This window comes from Alicyclobacillus sacchari (genome assembly GCF_004366795.1).
GTDB lineage: Bacteria > Bacillota > Bacilli > Alicyclobacillales > Alicyclobacillaceae > Alicyclobacillus > Alicyclobacillus sacchari.
Genome location: NZ_SORF01000001.1, coordinates 64,490 through 81,689 on the forward strand (window position 1 = coordinate 64,490; position 17,200 = coordinate 81,689).

At 56.7% G+C, this 17,200-nt stretch carries 14 protein-coding genes and 1 other annotated feature; of the genes, 3 read left to right on the top strand and 11 right to left on the bottom strand.

Features of this window, described 5'->3' with window-relative positions; genetic code table 11:
* Nucleotides 1–84: 84 nt before the first annotated feature.
* On the bottom strand, nt 85–804 hold the full coding sequence (locus C7445_RS00300; RefSeq protein ID WP_243834845.1) for a sporulation protein YunB: 720 nt from the start codon (nt 802–804) through the stop codon (nt 85–87).
* Between the two features lie 57 nt (nt 805–861).
* Complete coding sequence (gene tyrS / locus C7445_RS00305) at nt 862–2,103, bottom strand: tyrosine--tRNA ligase (RefSeq protein ID WP_243834846.1); 1,242 nt, start codon at nt 2,101–2,103, stop codon at nt 862–864.
* 243 nt (nt 2,104–2,346) lie between these two features.
* Between tyrS and C7445_RS00310 the strand changes: the two genes are divergently transcribed.
* Nucleotides 2,347–5,280, top strand: a complete 2,934-nt coding sequence (locus tag C7445_RS00310; RefSeq protein WP_243834847.1) for a transglycosylase domain-containing protein — start codon at nt 2,347–2,349, stop codon at nt 5,278–5,280.
* Nucleotides 5,281–5,292: 12 nt separating this feature from the next.
* On the opposite strand, the gene C7445_RS00315 is transcribed toward C7445_RS00310, so the two are convergent.
* On the bottom strand, nt 5,293–7,626 hold the full coding sequence (locus C7445_RS00315; protein ID WP_134158067.1) for an endonuclease MutS2: 2,334 nt from the start codon (nt 7,624–7,626) through the stop codon (nt 5,293–5,295).
* A 110-nt stretch (nt 7,627–7,736) separates the two neighbouring features.
* On the opposite strand from C7445_RS00315, the gene C7445_RS00320 reads away from it, so the two are divergent.
* Nucleotides 7,737–8,090, top strand: coding sequence for a phage holin family protein (locus C7445_RS00320; RefSeq protein ID WP_134158068.1), 354 nt, complete (start codon nt 7,737–7,739; stop codon nt 8,088–8,090).
* 80 nt (nt 8,091–8,170) lie between these two features.
* Here C7445_RS00320 and C7445_RS00325 read toward each other — a convergent pair whose 3' ends face one another.
* The 4 genes from C7445_RS00325 to pheS form a co-directional block, all read right to left on the bottom strand.
* Nucleotides 8,171–8,722, bottom strand: a complete 552-nt coding sequence (locus C7445_RS00325; protein ID WP_134158069.1) for a CvpA family protein — start codon at nt 8,720–8,722, stop codon at nt 8,171–8,173.
* Nucleotides 8,719–8,994, bottom strand: a complete 276-nt coding sequence (locus tag C7445_RS00330; protein WP_134158070.1) for a cell division protein ZapA — start codon at nt 8,992–8,994, stop codon at nt 8,719–8,721. Before C7445_RS00330 ends, C7445_RS00325 begins: the two co-directional genes overlap by 4 nt.
* Nucleotides 8,995–9,092: 98 nt before the next feature.
* A complete protein-coding gene (gene pheT / locus C7445_RS00335; protein ID WP_134158071.1) occupies nt 9,093–11,507 on the bottom strand; it encodes a phenylalanine--tRNA ligase subunit beta in 2,415 nt (804 codons plus the stop codon).
* A gap of 26 nt (nt 11,508–11,533) precedes the next feature.
* The gene (gene pheS / locus C7445_RS00340) at nt 11,534–12,577 is read right to left on the bottom strand and encodes a phenylalanine--tRNA ligase subunit alpha (protein ID WP_208320810.1); all 1,044 of its coding nucleotides are present in this window, start codon (nt 12,575–12,577) and stop codon (nt 11,534–11,536) included.
* Between the two features lie 96 nt (nt 12,578–12,673).
* Nucleotides 12,674–12,933: a binding site (T-box leader), on the bottom strand.
* A 196-nt stretch (nt 12,934–13,129) separates the two neighbouring features.
* Between pheS and C7445_RS14880 the strand changes: the two genes are divergently transcribed.
* Nucleotides 13,130–13,264 (top strand): hypothetical protein, encoded by a 135-nt coding sequence (locus C7445_RS14880; RefSeq protein WP_279586199.1) that lies wholly within the window; start codon nt 13,130–13,132, stop codon nt 13,262–13,264.
* A gap of 84 nt (nt 13,265–13,348) precedes the next feature.
* Here the strand turns inward: C7445_RS14880 and purK are convergent, their stop codons facing one another.
* From purK to pfkA, 4 genes are read right to left on the bottom strand one after another with little or no spacing between them, the layout of a single operon-like run.
* Nucleotides 13,349–14,533, bottom strand: coding sequence for a 5-(carboxyamino)imidazole ribonucleotide synthase (gene purK, locus C7445_RS00345; RefSeq protein ID WP_166668908.1), 1,185 nt, complete (start codon nt 14,531–14,533; stop codon nt 13,349–13,351).
* Complete coding sequence (purE, locus tag C7445_RS00350) at nt 14,520–15,017, bottom strand: 5-(carboxyamino)imidazole ribonucleotide mutase (protein WP_134158073.1); 498 nt, start codon at nt 15,015–15,017, stop codon at nt 14,520–14,522. The genes purK and purE overlap by 14 nt, the downstream gene beginning before the upstream one ends.
* Before the next feature lie 35 nt (nt 15,018–15,052).
* The gene (locus C7445_RS00355; RefSeq protein ID WP_243834848.1) at nt 15,053–16,129 is read right to left on the bottom strand and encodes a class I fructose-bisphosphate aldolase; all 1,077 of its coding nucleotides are present in this window, start codon (nt 16,127–16,129) and stop codon (nt 15,053–15,055) included.
* Nucleotides 16,130–16,162: 33 nt separating this feature from the next.
* Complete coding sequence (gene pfkA, locus C7445_RS00360) at nt 16,163–17,122, bottom strand: 6-phosphofructokinase (RefSeq protein ID WP_243834880.1); 960 nt, start codon at nt 17,120–17,122, stop codon at nt 16,163–16,165.
* Nucleotides 17,123–17,200 lie beyond the last annotated feature (78 nt).

Below are 17,200 nucleotides of genomic sequence, written 5' to 3' on the forward strand. Positions count from 1 at the left end.
ACCTCCTAGGCGAAAGGGCAGTCGCATCACTGCAGCAGTATATGCACTCGCCTAGGAAGTGGCACTCGCGCTACGCCGATCCGGTCATCGGCCGGGGACGACCGGTGCCCCTTGGTAATACGCGTTCGGCACAGGCCCACTCATCACCAAATACACAACCGGCGCCTTCGTTTGTACCGTCGTCGGCACGTGAACCAGCGGCGCGATCACCATCACGTTGGCGGTCAGTTCGAGATAGACGACGTGAACCACCTGGTTCACGCCTTTCGATTCGATATCCGTCTGTAAAGTGGAGTGAACGGTTCCCATTAAGGAAAAGCGCACGGGCACCGTCAAAGCATAGCCGGAGAGGAGGGAGCCACTGAGCAGTTGCAGTACAGGCAACCGCAGATGTTGGTGGGACAATTCGCGCAAGCGATTCTGGGCATCGCGCGTGGCAACACCCTGGAGTGCCGCCAATTTCGCCATGTCGACGCTTGTCACCGTCAGAGACGTGCCGCCCGCCCCGCGTTCGATCTCGCTATGGACGAGCGACTTGGCATCCGGATAATCCGAAATAGCATCGACGAGCGCCTCGTTCAACGCCTCGCTGCCAATGCGCTGTGCCAGTGCCGATGACGTGTTGATGGCGATAGGACGCAAGCGATAATCAATCAATAGAATGCTTCCGACAAGTAAGAAGATGGCGCACGCAACCGGCAAAAGCCAAACAGGTAGGCGCCTATGCGGTGACCCATTGGATACGTGTGTCCCGTCGCGCCGACTGGCGGATCGAACTGGGCGCGCAACAAAACGCCGTGGCACAGAAATTCCCCCTCGTCCCATCGTACGCGGGGGAATTTCTATTCATGTCGCTTACTCTTATCCGCTCGTAACGCGCAGGCGTCGGAACTGGCGTTTGCCGCGCTGCAACACGTCGCCGTCGTGCGGTTCGTACTGCAGATCGACATCGAGCACCTTTTCGCCGTTCAATCGCACCGAGCCTTCAGCAATGGCCCGTCGGGCCTCGCTGTTGCTGTTGGCAAGACCCAGATCCGTGAGAAGCTTGACGATCCAAATAGGACCGTCCGCAACCGACGCCTCTTCCATGTCTTCCGGCAAGGCTCCCGCCTGGAAGACCTTGTGCCAATGGTCGACCGCTTCCACAGCGGCATTGTCACCGAGAAACCGGGCTACCAACTCCTTGGCCAGCTCCATCTTGGCGTCGCGTGGGTTCATTTGTCCGGTCTCGACAGCTTGCCGCACCCGTTCGATGTCTGCCGCCTCGCGCAACGACAATAGATCATAATACTTGAACAACAGTGAATCGGGAATCGACATCAGCTTGCCAAACATGTCGTTTGGCGATTCGTCGATCCCGATGTAATTGCCCAGGCTCTTGGACATCTTGTGAACACCGTCCAGCCCTTCGAGCAAGGGCATCATCACAGCGATCTGCATTGGCTGCCCGAATTCGCGCTGCAAAGTGCGGCCCATGAGGAGATTGAATTTTTGATCCGTTCCGCCCAACTCGACGTCGGTCTCCAGATGCACAGAATCGTAAGCCTGCATCAGCGGGTAGAAAAACTCATGGATGTGAATGGGCCGGTTGTCCCGAAAGCGCTTCGTAAAGTCTTCACGTTCCAACATTCGCGCGACAGTTACCGTCGAGGCGAGCCGAATGACATCCGCAAAGTCGAGCGGCGCGAGCCAGTCGGCATTGTAAACAATCTCGGTCTTTGCCGGATCCAACACCTTGTATACCTGGCGCACGTACGTCTTTGCGTTTTCCGCAACTTCTTCAGCACTCAGCTGTTTGCGCGTCTCCGACTTGTCCGTCGGATCGCCGATACGACCTGTAAAGTTTCCGATCACGAGATGCGCTTGGTGACCCAGTTCTTGAAACTGGCGCACCTTATGCAGCACCACGGTATGCCCAAGGTGGATATCGGCCGCTGTCGGATCCATGCCGAGCTTCACCTTCAGCGGTTTGCCTGTGGCGACCGACATACGTATTTTTCCAACCAATTCCTGCTCCGGTACAATTTCAGCAACACCGCGGCGAATCCACGCGAGCTGGCGCTCGACCTCCGCCTCTTGCGCCGGCGTGAGCTGCCACTCCATGTAAACCATCCTCTCTAGCCGTTTCGACCAGCGCCACTCCAGGAATGAGCAACCGGTATACACAAAAAGCCTCATGAAAAGCCGAAGGCGTGTATGCGTATGGCAATTTTACTCAATATAACTACAAGCCATTTGCACTGTCAACGCGCGATGTTTCATACGCACGAAATCATAGCGAAAAACTTACCATGATGTCCAATTTTGTCGTGTGATATAATCTTGGCAACGAAGGGAGGGGCGCCCGTGAAGAAGCGACGCGACCGTGTCGGTCAGGAGACCATCGTTGTTCGCAATCCTCGTGAAACAGCGCGGAAGCGGGAACAAGGGACCTCCTCGCGGTTTTGGAAGGCGATACGGGTCAGCCTGTTCTCTTTAGGCAGTCTCGGTGTCCTCGGCGGCGCTGCGGGCGCTGGGTATGTCGCTTCGCTGCTGAAAGGTTTGCCCAAGGTCAATGCAGCCACGTTTGTCAACAACAGTGCGGCGTCCGTCGTGTATGATCGCAATGGCAGGCTCATTGGACGATTCACGGGCGATGGTGACCGCCAGCCCATCACGTCCATCTCACAGGTGTCCCCTTATTTGGTCAACGCGTTTGTCGCAGCCGAAGACAAGACGTTCTTTACAAACATCGGCATCAATCCGTTGTCCATGGCGCGTGCACTCGTGCAGGATTTGGCCGGGCACAGCATCGAAAGTGGCGCCAGCACCATCACGCAACAGACTGTCAAACTCGCCGTCTTTCCGGAACAACAACGAACGATGCGGCGGAAAATTCAAGAAATCGCCCTGGCGATTGAAGTCAATCATGTTCTCACGAAAGATGAAATCTTAACAGATTATATGAACTGGGTATACATGGGCCGAATGGGCACCGATACCGTATATGGTGTTAAACGCGCGTCGGAAATTCTGTTTGGCAAAAACCCTAAAGACTTAAACTTGCCCGAGGCGGCCTTCCTGGCAGCACTGCCAAACAACCCGTCGTATTTTTCGCCGTATGAATTTCCCGAACACACATTACAACGCCAACACTATATCCTGGATCAAATGCTGGCGGACAAGCTCATTCGTCATGCCGAATATGAACAGGCATATCACTACGATGTGTTGAAACACATTCATCCAGCTCCAGAGAGCGGCCTGCCTGCTCATCCCTACCTGATGCTCGACGAAATTAAACCCCGCGTCATTCAAGCGCTGGTGCAAGCGGGTGTGTACGAAAACGCGGTACAAGCCGAGTCTGCTTTGCCAGTGGCCGGGTTGAAAATCTATACGACCATCGACTTGACCAAGCAGAATGAAGTGGAGCAGGTGCTGTCCAACGATGCCTTATTCGCGGGCACAGACAAAACGTATAGGCTCGCAAACGGCAAGACGGCAACCGATTTGTACGAAGCAGGCTTTACCTTAATCGACAACCAGACTGGTGGCATCCTTGCGATCGGCGGGGGCCGGAACTATCTGAAAGACGCTATCGATCACGCGGATATCCCTCGGCAACCGGGTTCTTCCATCAAACCGCTGCTCGACTATGGACCAGCGATTGATCGAGGTCTCATCACGGCTGGCACTGTGCTCTACGATGCGCCCACTTTGTTCCCGGGCAGCGGCGGGGAGCCAGCATATGAACCACACGACGACGAACCCGATTTTGCGGGTCTGTTGTCGGCTCGTCAGGCGCTTTACGAGTCGCGCAACGTACCCGCCATCGACATTTTGGCGGAGCTGACGCCACAAGTCGGATTCAGCTATTTAAGCCAAATGGGGCTTGGCACGAAAGCGAAGACACTCGACGGCGAACCGACAATCGTCGCGGACGACGAAAATCACTTGGCATCGGCCATTGGCGGTCTCGACAACGGCGCGACAGTCGAACAGATGACAAGCGCCTATACAACCCTGGCCAATCAAGGGGTATGGCACGAGAGCTATATGATCAGCCAAATTGAGGACAATACCGGGCGGGTCCTGTATCAAGCGGATCCAGAGACACATCAGGTGTTTTCACCAGCCACCGCCTATATTGTGACCGACATGTTGCACGATGTTTTGTATCACGCCGGCGGCACGGCGACGATGATTGGCGCTCATTTCCCAGGGCAATACATTTCCGGCAAGACGGGAACAACCGATTCCCTCGGCGACGGCTGGTTCATCGGTTATACACAGCAATACACCGCTGGCATCTGGATGGGATATAACAATCACGAACTCATATCACCCGGCGCTGAATACAATTTGAAATTTACGCTTTGGAACGACATCATGACGCCGATACTTGCAGCTTCGCCGGCCAAGCACCCTTGGCCAAAACCCGCCAATGTCGTGACCAAAGCTGTCAGCAGCACGAGTGGTTTGTTGCCTACGCCCTTGTCGACAGCGCATGGCGAAATCACAACCGAGCCATTCGTACAGGGAACGGAGCCGACGCAGTACGACGACGTGGACGTCGAAGTGAAGTACGTGGTCATTAGGGGAAAGAAATATTTGGCCACAACCCATACGCCACCGTCCGAAGTGCGCACGGGCGTTTTCATCAAACTGCCAGCGACGAGAATCCTCGATTGGGAGCACAAGATTCGAGGTGGAATGACCGACGATACGCCGTACTTGGCACCGACCGCGCCTGATCCCAGAGGTGGCACAGTACTCGACGCCGGCAGTGTACCGCCTGTCGTAAATCCGTCGCAAATAGCAGCACCAACGAGTTTAACCGGAACCTTTGACGGGACGGATGTGACACTGAGTTGGAAGGGCGTAGCAGGAGCGACTCAGTATGACGTGTATCGCGCAAGTGACCCGAACGGCCCGTATGTGCAAATTGGGACAAACGACGTGCCCTGGTATGTAGATTCCACTCTGCCGTCTGGCCAGGCAACCTTGTATTACAAAGTGTTTGCCGAATCGAGCGTCGCACTTTCGCAAGCGTCCCAGACGATCGCAGTTCAGGTACAAGCGGAAAACGGTGGTTCGAACAGCGACGTGGTGAACAACGCCAACGATACGGCAAACGGCGCCACCGGGCTCTTTCCTGACACAGCAAACAGCGCAAACCGCCCAGCGGAAACGGGGGTCAACGAGCCGGACCGTACAGGGACAGCCAGCGGCAGCACAAACAACGCAACACATCAAGCAAAGGCAGCGCAGCACTGGCTCCCAGGGCTTGGCGGCCAGTGATACGCCCCTGCGTTAGATGCGCACCGATACGACGGTGGCACCGTCTCCGCCTTCGCTTTGAGCAGCCGGCTCGCTCGTCTTCACCTGCGGGTGTCCTTGCAAATGGCGTCGGATGGCCGCCTTCAGGGCACCCGTTCCCTTGCCATGAATGATGACGATGCGGGAAAGCCCTGCCACCACCGCGTCATCCAAGTATTTGTCGATCCGCATCAAGGCATCGTCCACCGTTTCTCCGCGCACGTCGAGCTGCATGCGCACATCCTTGTTGCCGACCCGCCTTTTGGAATGCGAGATCGCCACCGGTTCAGCTGCTTCTGCGAGAACCTCCAGATCGTTCGCGGCCACCTTCATGCGCATGGCCCCCAGTTGGACGAGCGCGCTCTTGTGATCGGGTGCAACTTCGACAACATCCCCCTTTTGTCCCAGTGACACAACACGCACACGCTGGCCGGCAGCAAGCTTTGGACTCGTCTTGCCAGAACGCCTTGTGGCCGCCCTACGCTCGGGCACCAACGCCTCCAGCCCTTTACGCAATTCGACCAATTCGTGATCCTTGACAGAGGTATGGCGCATTTGCCGCAATTCGCGGATGATTCGCTCCGCCTCTTGCTGCGCTTGTTCCACAATGGACGCGGCCTCGTTTCGGGCCCGCTCGCGGACGTCCACCAATTCCTTATCTAACGCCATCTCGCGCGCATCCAGTTTTTCCTGCTGCGCCCGTGCTGCCATCCATGCTCGCGCAGCTTCATCGCGCAGCCTCTCCGCCTCGCGGTTTGCCGCTTCAAGCTTGCCAATGAGCTCCTCGACGTGGACGTCCGTTTCGGCCACGTGTTCCCGCGCCGCGGCCAAAATGTCATCTGGCAAGCCGAGACGTTGCGCAATCGCCAGTGCATTCGACCGCCCTGGAACGCCCATCAACAATCGATACGTAGGGCGCAAACTCGCTACGTCAAACTCCATACTCGCGTTCATCGCATGCGGATTGTGAAACGCATATCCCTTCAATTCGGCATAGTGCGTCGTCGCCATCACACGAGCACCGACCTGTGTCAACCGGTCCAAAATCGCGATCGCCAAGGCCGATCCTTCCGTCGGGTCCGTGCCCGCCCCCAGCTCGTCCAAGAGCACGAGACTATTCTCGCGCACTTCCCGAAGCATGCGAATGATGTTCGTCATATGGGAAGAAAATGTCGACAGGCTTTGCTCGATACTCTGCTCGTCACCAATGTCGACAAACACGTCGGCGCAGAAGCCAACCTCACTCTCCCTGCGCGTCGGCAAGAACAGCCCTGACATCGCCATCAAGGTCAGCAAACCAACCGTCTTCAAGGTCACGGTTTTTCCGCCCGTATTGGGCCCCGTGATGATCAACAGCCGAAATTCCGCGCCCAGCTCGACGTCGATGGGCACACCTTCGGGATGCAGTTGCGGGTGGCGAGCGCCATATAGTCTCCAAACGCCGTCCGTCAATTGCGGCCGCTTGCCATCGATCCGCCGCGCATAGCCGGCCTTCGCAAAAATCAGATCTGCCTCCTCGAGAATGCCGACATTGACTTCCAATTCCTCAGCAACGGTCGCGATGACAGCGCTGATCTGCTGCAAAATGCGCTCGATTTCACGCTCTTCCAAGACTTCGATCTCGCGAATACGCTCGCCAATTTCGCTCACTGCACGGGGTTCGATGAACACGGTTGAGCCGGACGAAGAGACATCGCGGACGATGCCACGGATCTGATTTTTATGTTCCACGCGCACGGGCAAACAGTGGTACGGACCGCGCATCGCCACGATCGGCTCCTGCAGCAACTTTTGGTGCGTGCGCAACAACCTGTCCAACGTCATGCGTACCTCGCCTTCCCGGCGTCGCCGCTCTGACCTGAGCTGCAGCAGCACGGCGCTGGCGTGATCGAGCACTTGTCCATCGTCACTGACCATTTGCCGAATTTCTTGTTCCGTCCGACGCAGATCGGCCATCGGCGCAACCAGTGCACTGAGCAGAGGAAGCTCGATCTCGATTGCCGCGTGCTCGATGAACTGGCGAAATGCTCTCCCACCGGCAATAAATTGTGCGATGGCGAGAACCTGTTCGGCGCCCAGTACACCGCCCACCTTTGCGCGGGACAGCAGTGGGCGAATCTGCGTAATGCCTGCAAACGGCGGAGTTCCGGCGCGCAGCAGGCAGCGATAGGCCTCGTCGACTTGGGCCAACGCTTGCTCCGCCTCTTGACGAGAAGGACATGGCAACATGGTGTGCGCCAGTTGTTTACCGAGACTCGACATCGCTTCGTCAGCCACGCGCTGGCGCACCCAATCGTATTCCAAGGCCTCAAGGGACCGTGTGAACATGTATCGCACTCCATTGCATCAAAATCCAGAAATCCCATTCATTTTACCACATCAACTGATGTCTGTCCGGCAACCATATCAGCAAGACACGTCAGGAGGGAGGCAGACATATGCACATTCTAGGCCATATTGTCCGCTTTGTTGTATCCGCACTCGTGCTGATGTTTGTCGGATACGTCGTTCCTGGTTTTGGCGTGATGGGCTTTTGGTCAGCGATTTTGGCCGCCATCGTGATCACGCTTCTGGGACTCGCCATGGAGGCCTTGTTCGGTCGGCGCATTTCGCCGTACGGGCGCGGCATCGTTGGCTTTATCTCCGGCGCAATCGTCATTTACGTCGCACAATTGTTTGTTCCCGGCCTTCACGCGAGCATTTTGGGGGCGTTGCTCGCATCATTGGTCATCGGTATCATCGACTTGTTCATTCCGACAAACCTGCGCCGCACACATGGCGAGGAACATTGACATTGCGCAAATTGCGCCGGGGACTCTCCCCGGCGACTTGTCTTTTGTGGACACAAATCCAAGTTGGGCCTAACGTACATCTACAGGGATTGGGCGCTGATGCCATGCGATTTGGTTTTGCTCCAACGCGAGACGGCCTGGTTCAAGGAAGGGCTGTTCAGCCAGTGGACAATCGCGGAATGGTTGACTTGATGTTGAATGGAAGGTGTGTTTACGTAGTGTAAAATCAAGCCGATCACGTACACAAAAATGATTGCTAAGGCCACACCCGCAATCATTCCAGCCAGTCGGTTGACAAAAGATAACACAGGCAAACTGAACAGAGCGTCAAGCAAACCGGCTGCATATCGCAACAGTAAAAATGTCACGATAAACACTAAACCGAAAGCAATCGCGCCTGACAGGTTACTGAACAACAGAGAAGCGATCCCGCCTTTCTGCTGTACCTGTGTGCCGATATGTAGGTGCGCAATCACAGGCGCCACGTAAGGCCGAAGCCAATACGACACGAAGTATGCGATGATGGCACCAAACAACCGTGTCACCTGGCGGATGAGGCCGAGGCGATATCCGTTGATGGCCCCGAGTACGATGATGGCCGCGAAAATAAAGTCGAGCACGTCCCAATTCACGACTGCGACGTGCCCCCCGTCTGTTCTTCCAACAAATTGAGCAACTCACGGTACTCCCGCTGTAGCTGGTGCAATTGTTCAGCGAGATTAAGGGCCGCGAGGACGGCAACGCGCCGCTCGTCCATATACGAAGCCGTGGCTGCAATTTCCGCCATACACCTATCGACCATCCTGGCGACTTCTTGAATGTGTTGCTCAGAAGTCGTTCCACGCAAGGTATATTCGATACCATGGATGACGACTTTGACACGATTGACCGACTTGTTGTCCATCCATGTCCCGCCTTTCTACACGGCGGACATCGTCCGCCGCGCTCCATTCATTGTTTCCTACAAGATTCAGCATAACCATGTAAATCTCCTGCAATCGGTCATGACCGCAATCGCGCATCGTGATCGACGCGCAACGCCTCTGTAGCCGTTTTGACCAATTGCTCGATCTCGTCGTCTGTCAGTGTGCGTTCCGCGTCCTGGAAAAACATCGAAATCGCAACACTCTTTTTGCCGTCCGGTACACCTTCTCCAGCATAGACATCAAACACGCCGATCCCCTGCAACAAACCAGACGCCTCGAGACTGTGCCGCGCGGTGGTTAACAAGTCGCCGACCAGCGTAGCGCGATCGACGACGATCGCGATATCCCGGCGACTACCAGGAAACTTGGGCAACCCTTTTGCCTGAATCTCGCCCTGGTATGTGGCAAGCAAAAGCGCAACATCGAGCTCGGCATACACGGCCCGGGCGACGCCGAACTGTGCGGCCGTGTCCGGATGCAATTCGCCAATTACGCCAATCGTTTCACCGTCTGCGACAATGTCGGCGGAACGACCCGGATGCAGCCACGGCATGCTGGATCGGACGTACGACACGTCCGTGCCAAATACGGCAAGGAGTCTGTCCAGTACGCCCTTCGCATCGTAAAAATCGTAGCGACGCGTCTTTTCGTACAGCGTGCCCTCCGATTCCCCAAACCACAACATCGCGATCACTTCTCGTTCCCTAGGCTGTTCCCGCAGGGGGAGGTTTGTGGTCAGGTATGACTTGCCGATTTCAAAAATAGCGCCACCCGGTACTTGGTGTGCCAAATTGTGCACCGCCACCTCCGTGAGACTCGGCAACAGATGTGTCCTTAACACGCGCCGCTCATCCGACATGGGTAACAATAGCGGGATCGGCTGATACGACGCCGCAAGTGGAGCCAACGCATCAGGGGAGGTCAACGCATATGTGCGGACCTCGTACAATCCCATGTCGACCAGCAACACGCGCGCCCTGGCCAACATTGCCTGCCGACGATCTCGCATCCCAGGCGTGACAGGCAGCACCGTCGTGGTCGATGGAATGTTGTCATAGCCGTGTAGACGGGCAATTTCTTCGTACAGGTCCGCTGTCAATGTGACATCGGGACGGCGAGAAGGCACCTCGACAAGCCATGGTGTGTCCTGACTGCGCACGGCAAAACCAAGAGCGTGGAATATGTTTTCTATCTCATCATTTGAAATCGCAAAGCCGAGTGCTTCCCGACAACGCTCTGGCACAAACGGCACCTGCCGCAAGCCAGTTGCCGATTCCTTCTGCTGTACGGCGACCGCCGGCCCGATGGGTGTTGCACCAGCCAGTTCGACCAACAAAGCTGTCGCTCGTGCCAGCGCCGGCGTAACCGCAGCCGGATCGATCCCCTTCTCGAAACGCTGCTGCGCTTCCGAACGCAATCCCAAACGCTGCCCCGTACGCCGGACAGAGCTGCCGTCAAAACGCGCCGATTCAATGGCAATCCGCCGCGTCGATGATGTAATCTCACTGTTCTCGCCACCCATGACGCCGGCCAAGCCAATCGCCTTCTCAGGATCGGAAATCACAATCATGTCACGGGTCAACATCCGCTGCTGGCCATCCAGTGTCACAAGCGCTTCTCCGTCGCGCGCCTGGCGCACGACAATACGGGATTGTGCAATGCTGTCCGCGTCGAATGCGTGCAAAGGCTGTCCCCACTCGAGCATGACATAGTTCGTCACATCGACCACCAGATCGATCGTGCGAATCCCCATGGCAACAAGGCGCATCTGCATCCAAAGCGGCGAAGCCACTTGCTGAATGCCATCGAGCACCTGTGTCTCATAACGGGGACAAAGCTCTGTGGCGAGATCGATCGCGATGGGCGCCTCACCCGTGCCCGTTGGAGCCTCCACGCTCTCTGGAAAACTGTGCGTGCATCGCAAAATAGCTGCCACTTCGTGGACAAGGCCGCGAATGGAAAAACAATCGCTGCGATTTGGCGTGAGATCGATATCCAGTACCACGTCATCCAAACACAATACCTTGACGATATCTTCACCAATCGGCGTTTCCGTCGGCAAGACGAACAGTCCCGTCGTCTGGCCACTTGGCAGCAGGCGCGTCTCCAAACCAATTTCCGCAGCCGAGCAGAGCATCCCGTTCGATTCCACACCACGCAATTTCGTGCGCCGAATCTGGACGCCTCCGGGCAGCGTTGCCCCCGGCAACGCTACGGGTACGCGCAGCCCCGCACGCGCGTTGGGCGCTCCACAGACAATCTGCAGTTGTTCGCCCGTACCGGCATCCACCATGCACACGCGCAACCTGTCCGCATTGGGATGCTGCTCCGCAGAGACGATCTCGCCGACGACCACGCCAGATACGCCTTTGTTGCGTGGTTCGACAGCATCAACCGCAAGCCCTGCGCTGGTGAGCTTGTCCGCCAGTGCCTGTGGCGATACATCCGCAAGATTTACATAATCACTCAGCCATTGGTATGAGACTTTCACGTTTCCACTCCTCTTCGCCGTATTTGTTATGCCCGGGCAAACTGCGCCAGAAAGCGCAGGTCATTTTGATAAAGCAAACGAATGTCTGAAATGCCGTAGCGCAACATGGCAATGCGCTCTGGACCCATGCCGAAGGCAAAACCGCTGTATCGATTGCTGTCGTAACCGGACATGTCGAGCACGCGGGGATGGACCATGCCTGCCCCGAGAATTTCGATCCAACCGGTGCCCTTGCACACGCGGCACCCTTCCCCATGACAGTGCACGCATAGGAGATCGACCTCGGCGCTCGGTTCGGTGAACGGAAAGTAACTGGGGCGCAACCGCACGCGCTGCTCCGGGCCAAACAAGGCCTTCGCAAACGCTTCGAGCGTGCCTTTTAAGTCGCTCATGCGAATACCTTCTCCTACGACAAGGCCCTCGATTTGAGTGAACTGATGCGAGTGTGTCGCGTCATCCTCGTCTCGTCGGTATACTCGCCCTGGCACAATGACTTTAATGGGGATGTGGCCCTCCATACGCTCCATCGTGCGCACTTGCATCGGTGACGTGTGCGTGCGAAGCAGCAACTCATCACTTAGATAAAACGTATCCTGCATGTCTCGTGCCGGGTGGTCTTTAGGCAAATTCAACAACTCAAAATTGTAATGGTCGGTTTCGACCTCCGGGCCGTCGACGATGGAAAATCCCATGCCGAGAAAGATGTCCTCAATCTCTTGAATCACGCGCGAAATCGGATGGATGGCACCCTTACACACAGCCCTCCCTGGCAACGTGATGTCGATGGTCTCTTGTGCCAGACGGAGGGCTTGCTCTGCAGCCGCCAATGCCGTTTGCCGTTGCGCGTACGCCTCTTCGAGTGCCTTGCGCACTTCATTCACGCGTTCGCCAAACAGCGGGCGTTCTTCCTGGCCAAGGCTCCCCATTTGCTTGGACAGCGCATTCAACTCGCTCTTCTTGCCGAGGTACTGAACGCGCCAATGGGCCAAATCTCGCGTCGCCGAGATCTCCCTCAACTCCGACAATGCGGTTTCTTGCAAGCGCCCCAACTGGACGATCAACGCTTCCATATCCACAAAACCCGCTCCCCCTTCGGCGTCTTGTTACCATCCAGATGTCCATCTGGACTTTGACGTCTTTGCGCAAAGAAAAAGCAACCCGCCCCAGATAGGGACGAGCTGCTCGCGATACCACCCTAATTGACGGCTGACCGCCGTCCGTCTTCATTGCCATAACGGATCTAGCCGGTGTGCGCCACCGAGGCGTTTCGATCCGGTGAAGCCTACTTGCTTGCGAACAAGCCGCCGCAACGTTCAACCTCACAGCTCCAAGGTGAACTTCAATCGCCCCGTCCAGCACACTTCCAGTCGCGGTGTGCCTCCCTGGAGAACGCAGCACGATTTACTCTCCTCGTCATCGCCGTAACTATTCCGATGTCATCCAAGAGTATACGCAATGTCGTACCATGCCGCAACCAATACGGTACAAAACGAGCCTGAACTCGCCAAGTTCCATGCATTTTGGGTGAATGTCGTGGTCCCGGCAAAAGCTTCGACAATATCGTAGCAGTGTGACCGGCGATCATCCCGGTTGCCGCAACAGCATTTGAAGGAGGCGTTTCTATGTACGGCGTTTTCGGTGGTTACACACAATGGGCGGTTGTCTTCCTCATCATCTTCGTGCTGTTCTTCCTGTTGGTACCGGCGTACGGTGCAGTTGCAGGTACGGCTGCAGCCGCTCCCGGCGTCGTGTACTAACTGGCGAGCCAACCATAGACGCAATCAGGGAAGTCGCCAGCGCGGCCGACTTTCCTGGCTTCGCGTCGTCCTCAGCCCTCAACATCACGCCTGCACTTGCCAGATGCCGAGACCACGTGCCACTTCTAAAGCCTGTTCAACATCCGGGGCCAAGATGTTTACATGGCCCATTTTCCGATCACGCTTGACCTCCGTCTTGCCATACAAGTGGACTTTCACTTGTCCTGGCAAGGAAGGCATGGCACGCAACAGCGGATCGACATGTTGGCCAAGGACATTGACCATGACAACCGGCGTCAACAGTGAAACGTCGCCCAATGGTAAGTTACAAATGGCGCGGACATGTTGCTCAAATTGACTCGTTGCACACGCATCCATCGTATAGTGACCACTGTTGTGGGGGCGCGGCGCGAGTTCATTGATGTAGAGTTGACCTTCATCCGCGACGAAAAACTCGACGGCAATCAGTCCGACGACTTCCAGCTTGCGCGCGACGTCGCAAGCAATCGATCTAGCCTGCTCCAGCACCGCCGCGGGGAACCGCGCAGGTACGATGGACATGTGCAAGATGTGGTTCACATGCACATTCTCGGCCACCGGAAACGCAGCCGTCTCTCCCCTGGGATTCCGTGCCACGACCACAGAACATTCGCCGACAAACGGAATGTACTGCTCGGCGATGAGCGGATCGTCTTCGTCGCCGGAAGCTGTGCGCGCCTCGATGATCGACTGCCATTGTGGCGAGAATCGGTCGAGATCGGAGGACTCCTGAACCATCCACTGCCCCTTCCCATCGTAGCCACCGCGGCACGTCTTCACGACAAGCCGATTGCCCAACTGCGCTACAGCTCGATCAACATCGTCCAGGCGAGCGATGGGCACATACGGCGTCACAGGCAACCCGGCTTCGGCCAGCGTCGATTTTTCGCGCACCCTGTGTTGCGTCGTCGCCAACAGCCGACTGCCCTGCGGTACATACGCCGAATGCTCGAGTGCGGCCGCCACATCGGCATCGACGTTTTCAAACTCGTACGTAATCACGTCGCAGCGGTTTGCAAGGAGTTTTGCCGCTTCGACATTGTCGTACTTCGCAACGACCTGGCCGTCACTCACCTGAGCGGCCGGACAGTTCGGCGTCGGATCGAGAACTTGAAAACGATAGCCCATCCGTCGCCCGTCCAATGCCATCATCCGGCCTAGCTGGCCACCTCCCAAAATACCGATGACCGCAGGAGGCAGAATGGCAGACGAGTGATCACTTTCCGGCACCAGGGTCGCCTCCTTCAAGGACTCGATCGCGAATGTCTTCGGCCCGCCGGGCAAGCTTGTCCGCCAAATCGGGATCGGACGCGGCCAAAATGCGAGCGGCGAACAACCCCGCATTGACCGCGCCAGCGCGCCCGATAGCCATCGTCGCAACAGGAACGCCGCCTGGCATCTGCACAATCGACAGAAGAGAGTCGAGCCCTTGCAAAGTCGACGTCTGTACAGGCACGCCAATCACCGGCAAAGTCGTCTTCGCGGCGACCATCCCAGGCAGGTGTGCGGCGCCGCCCGCGCCCGCGACAATCACTGCGAGGCCACGTTCACTGGCCTCAGCAGCATATTCAAACATGTAGTCGGGCGTACGATGGGCGGAAACAACCTTCCGTTCGTAGGAAATGGACAACTCATCCAGGACGGTACAGGTGTGTTGCATCGTCTCCCAGTCGCTCTGACTGCCCATAATGACACCCACGCGCGGTGTCGACATGAATCGCCATCCTCCTTACGCAGTTGGAATGAGTCTTATGCCAGCGTGACTTCTTTGCACAAATAGACGTCCTGAATCGCATTCAACAGCTTGACGCCCTCGTCCATCGGACGCTGGAACGCCTTGCGGCCCGAAATCAGGCCCATGCCGCCAGCGCGCTTGTTGATGACCGCGGTCTTTACGGCTTCCGCAAAGTCGTTGTCGCCGGAGGCACCGCCTGAACTGATCAGGCCAATCTTACCCATGTAGCAGTTTGCGACTTGGTACCGGGTCAGATCGATCGGGTGATCTGTGGTCAGCTCCGTGTACACGCGCTTATCGATCTTCCCATAGCTGCTTTCTCCCATGTTCAACGCCGTATAGCCGCCATTGACCGTCGGTAGCTTTTGCTTGATGATATCCGCCTCAATGGTGACACCAAGATGGTTCGCCTGCCCGGTCAGGTCTGCCGCCGTATGATAATCGACGCCACCCTGAGCAAATGCAGGATTGCGCAAATAGCACCAAAGAATCGTGAACATGCCGAGCTCGTGCGCATGTTGGAACGCTTCGCTGACTTCCTGCAACTGCCGCGTGGATTCGGGCGAACCGAAGTAAATCGTCGCACCGACACCTGCAGCCCCCATGTCCCAAGCCTGCTGCACAGACGCAAACATGACCTGATCGTACTTGTTCGGATAGGTCAACATCTCGTTGTGATTGATTTTGACAATGTAGGGGATCTTGTGCGCGTATTTGCGGCTGGTCAAAGCCAAGACGCCGAGTGTCGAAGCAACTCCGTTACAACCGCCTTCGATCGCAAGCTTGACAATGTTTTCCGCGTCAAAATAAGCCGGATTTTTCGCAAACGATGCCCCGGCCGAGTGTTCAATCCCTTGATCGACAGGCAGAATGGACAGGTAACCCGTGTTCGCCAAGCGTCCCGTATTGAACATCCACTGCAGTGAACGCAGGACTTGGTTGTTACGGTTGGTGAATGTGAAAACATCGTCCAAGTATGTAGGCGAAGGCGCGGTGATCGACGCAGCGGGAATCGTCGTCGTTTTGTGTTCGAGTAGGCTGTCTGCCTCGGCTCCCAAATATTCACGAATCTTATCAATCACGGATGTCATCTCTCCTTTGTGTACTGACTCCCTGTCGCTCCATCAAATCGACAGGATTTCGGCCAACTCACAGAGTTCCTGTGCGGGTTTGCGCTCGGACCGGAACACTTCGTCGAACGGGACGGCAACGAGTTCGCCATTTTGCGTCGCCGCCATCGCGCCGGAGACGCCTTGCATGCACAATTCTACCGCGTACGCACCCAACCTGCTGGCAAGCACACGATCGACCGCGCTCGGCGCGCCCCCCCGCTGTACGTGTCCAAGCACCGTCACACGCGTATCAAAACCGGTGTGTTCTTCAATGTAGCGCCCCACTTCGACGCCGTGCGCCGCCCCTTCCGCGACGACGATGATGGAGTGTTTCTTGCCGCGCGCCACACCTCGTTGAAGTTTTGCCACGACGTCTTCCAACTTGTACGGCACCTCCGGAATGAGCACCGACTCAGCCCCACCAGCAAGTCCCGCGGCCAAGGCGATGTGTCCCGCGCTGCGCCCCATCACTTCGATCACGTACGTGCGCTCGTGCGAAGTGGCCGTATCGCGAATCTTGTCAATGGCCTGAATCGCCGTTTGGACAGCGGTGTCAAACCCGATGTTGGCGTCGCACGCTCCTATGTCGTTGTCAATGGTACTCGGGACGCCAATCGTGCGGATGCCCAGTTCGTGCAGCTTCTGCGCACCATGAAACGAACCATCGCCGCCAAACACGACCAATCCCTCGATCCCAGCGTCTTGTAACCGCTGGTAACCGCGCTGCTGCCCTTCTTCAGTCATAAACTCGAGACAGCGGGCCGTGTACAAGCACGTACCGCCGCGCTGAATAATGTCCCCAACCGATTCAAGCGGCATCGGACGAAAATCACCGTCGAGCAATCCAGCGTACCCGCGCCGGATGCCGACCACCTCTAAGCCGTGGTAGATCGCCGTGCGGACGACTGCCCGGACACCAGCATTCATTCCCGGTGCATCGCCGCCGCTCGTCAAAACGCCAATCTTGCGAATGGCCATCACCCCCATGCACGACTCTTTCATCGTAGTCGACGATTGCGAATCTTGCAACGAAGAGCTGATCGAGTCGGA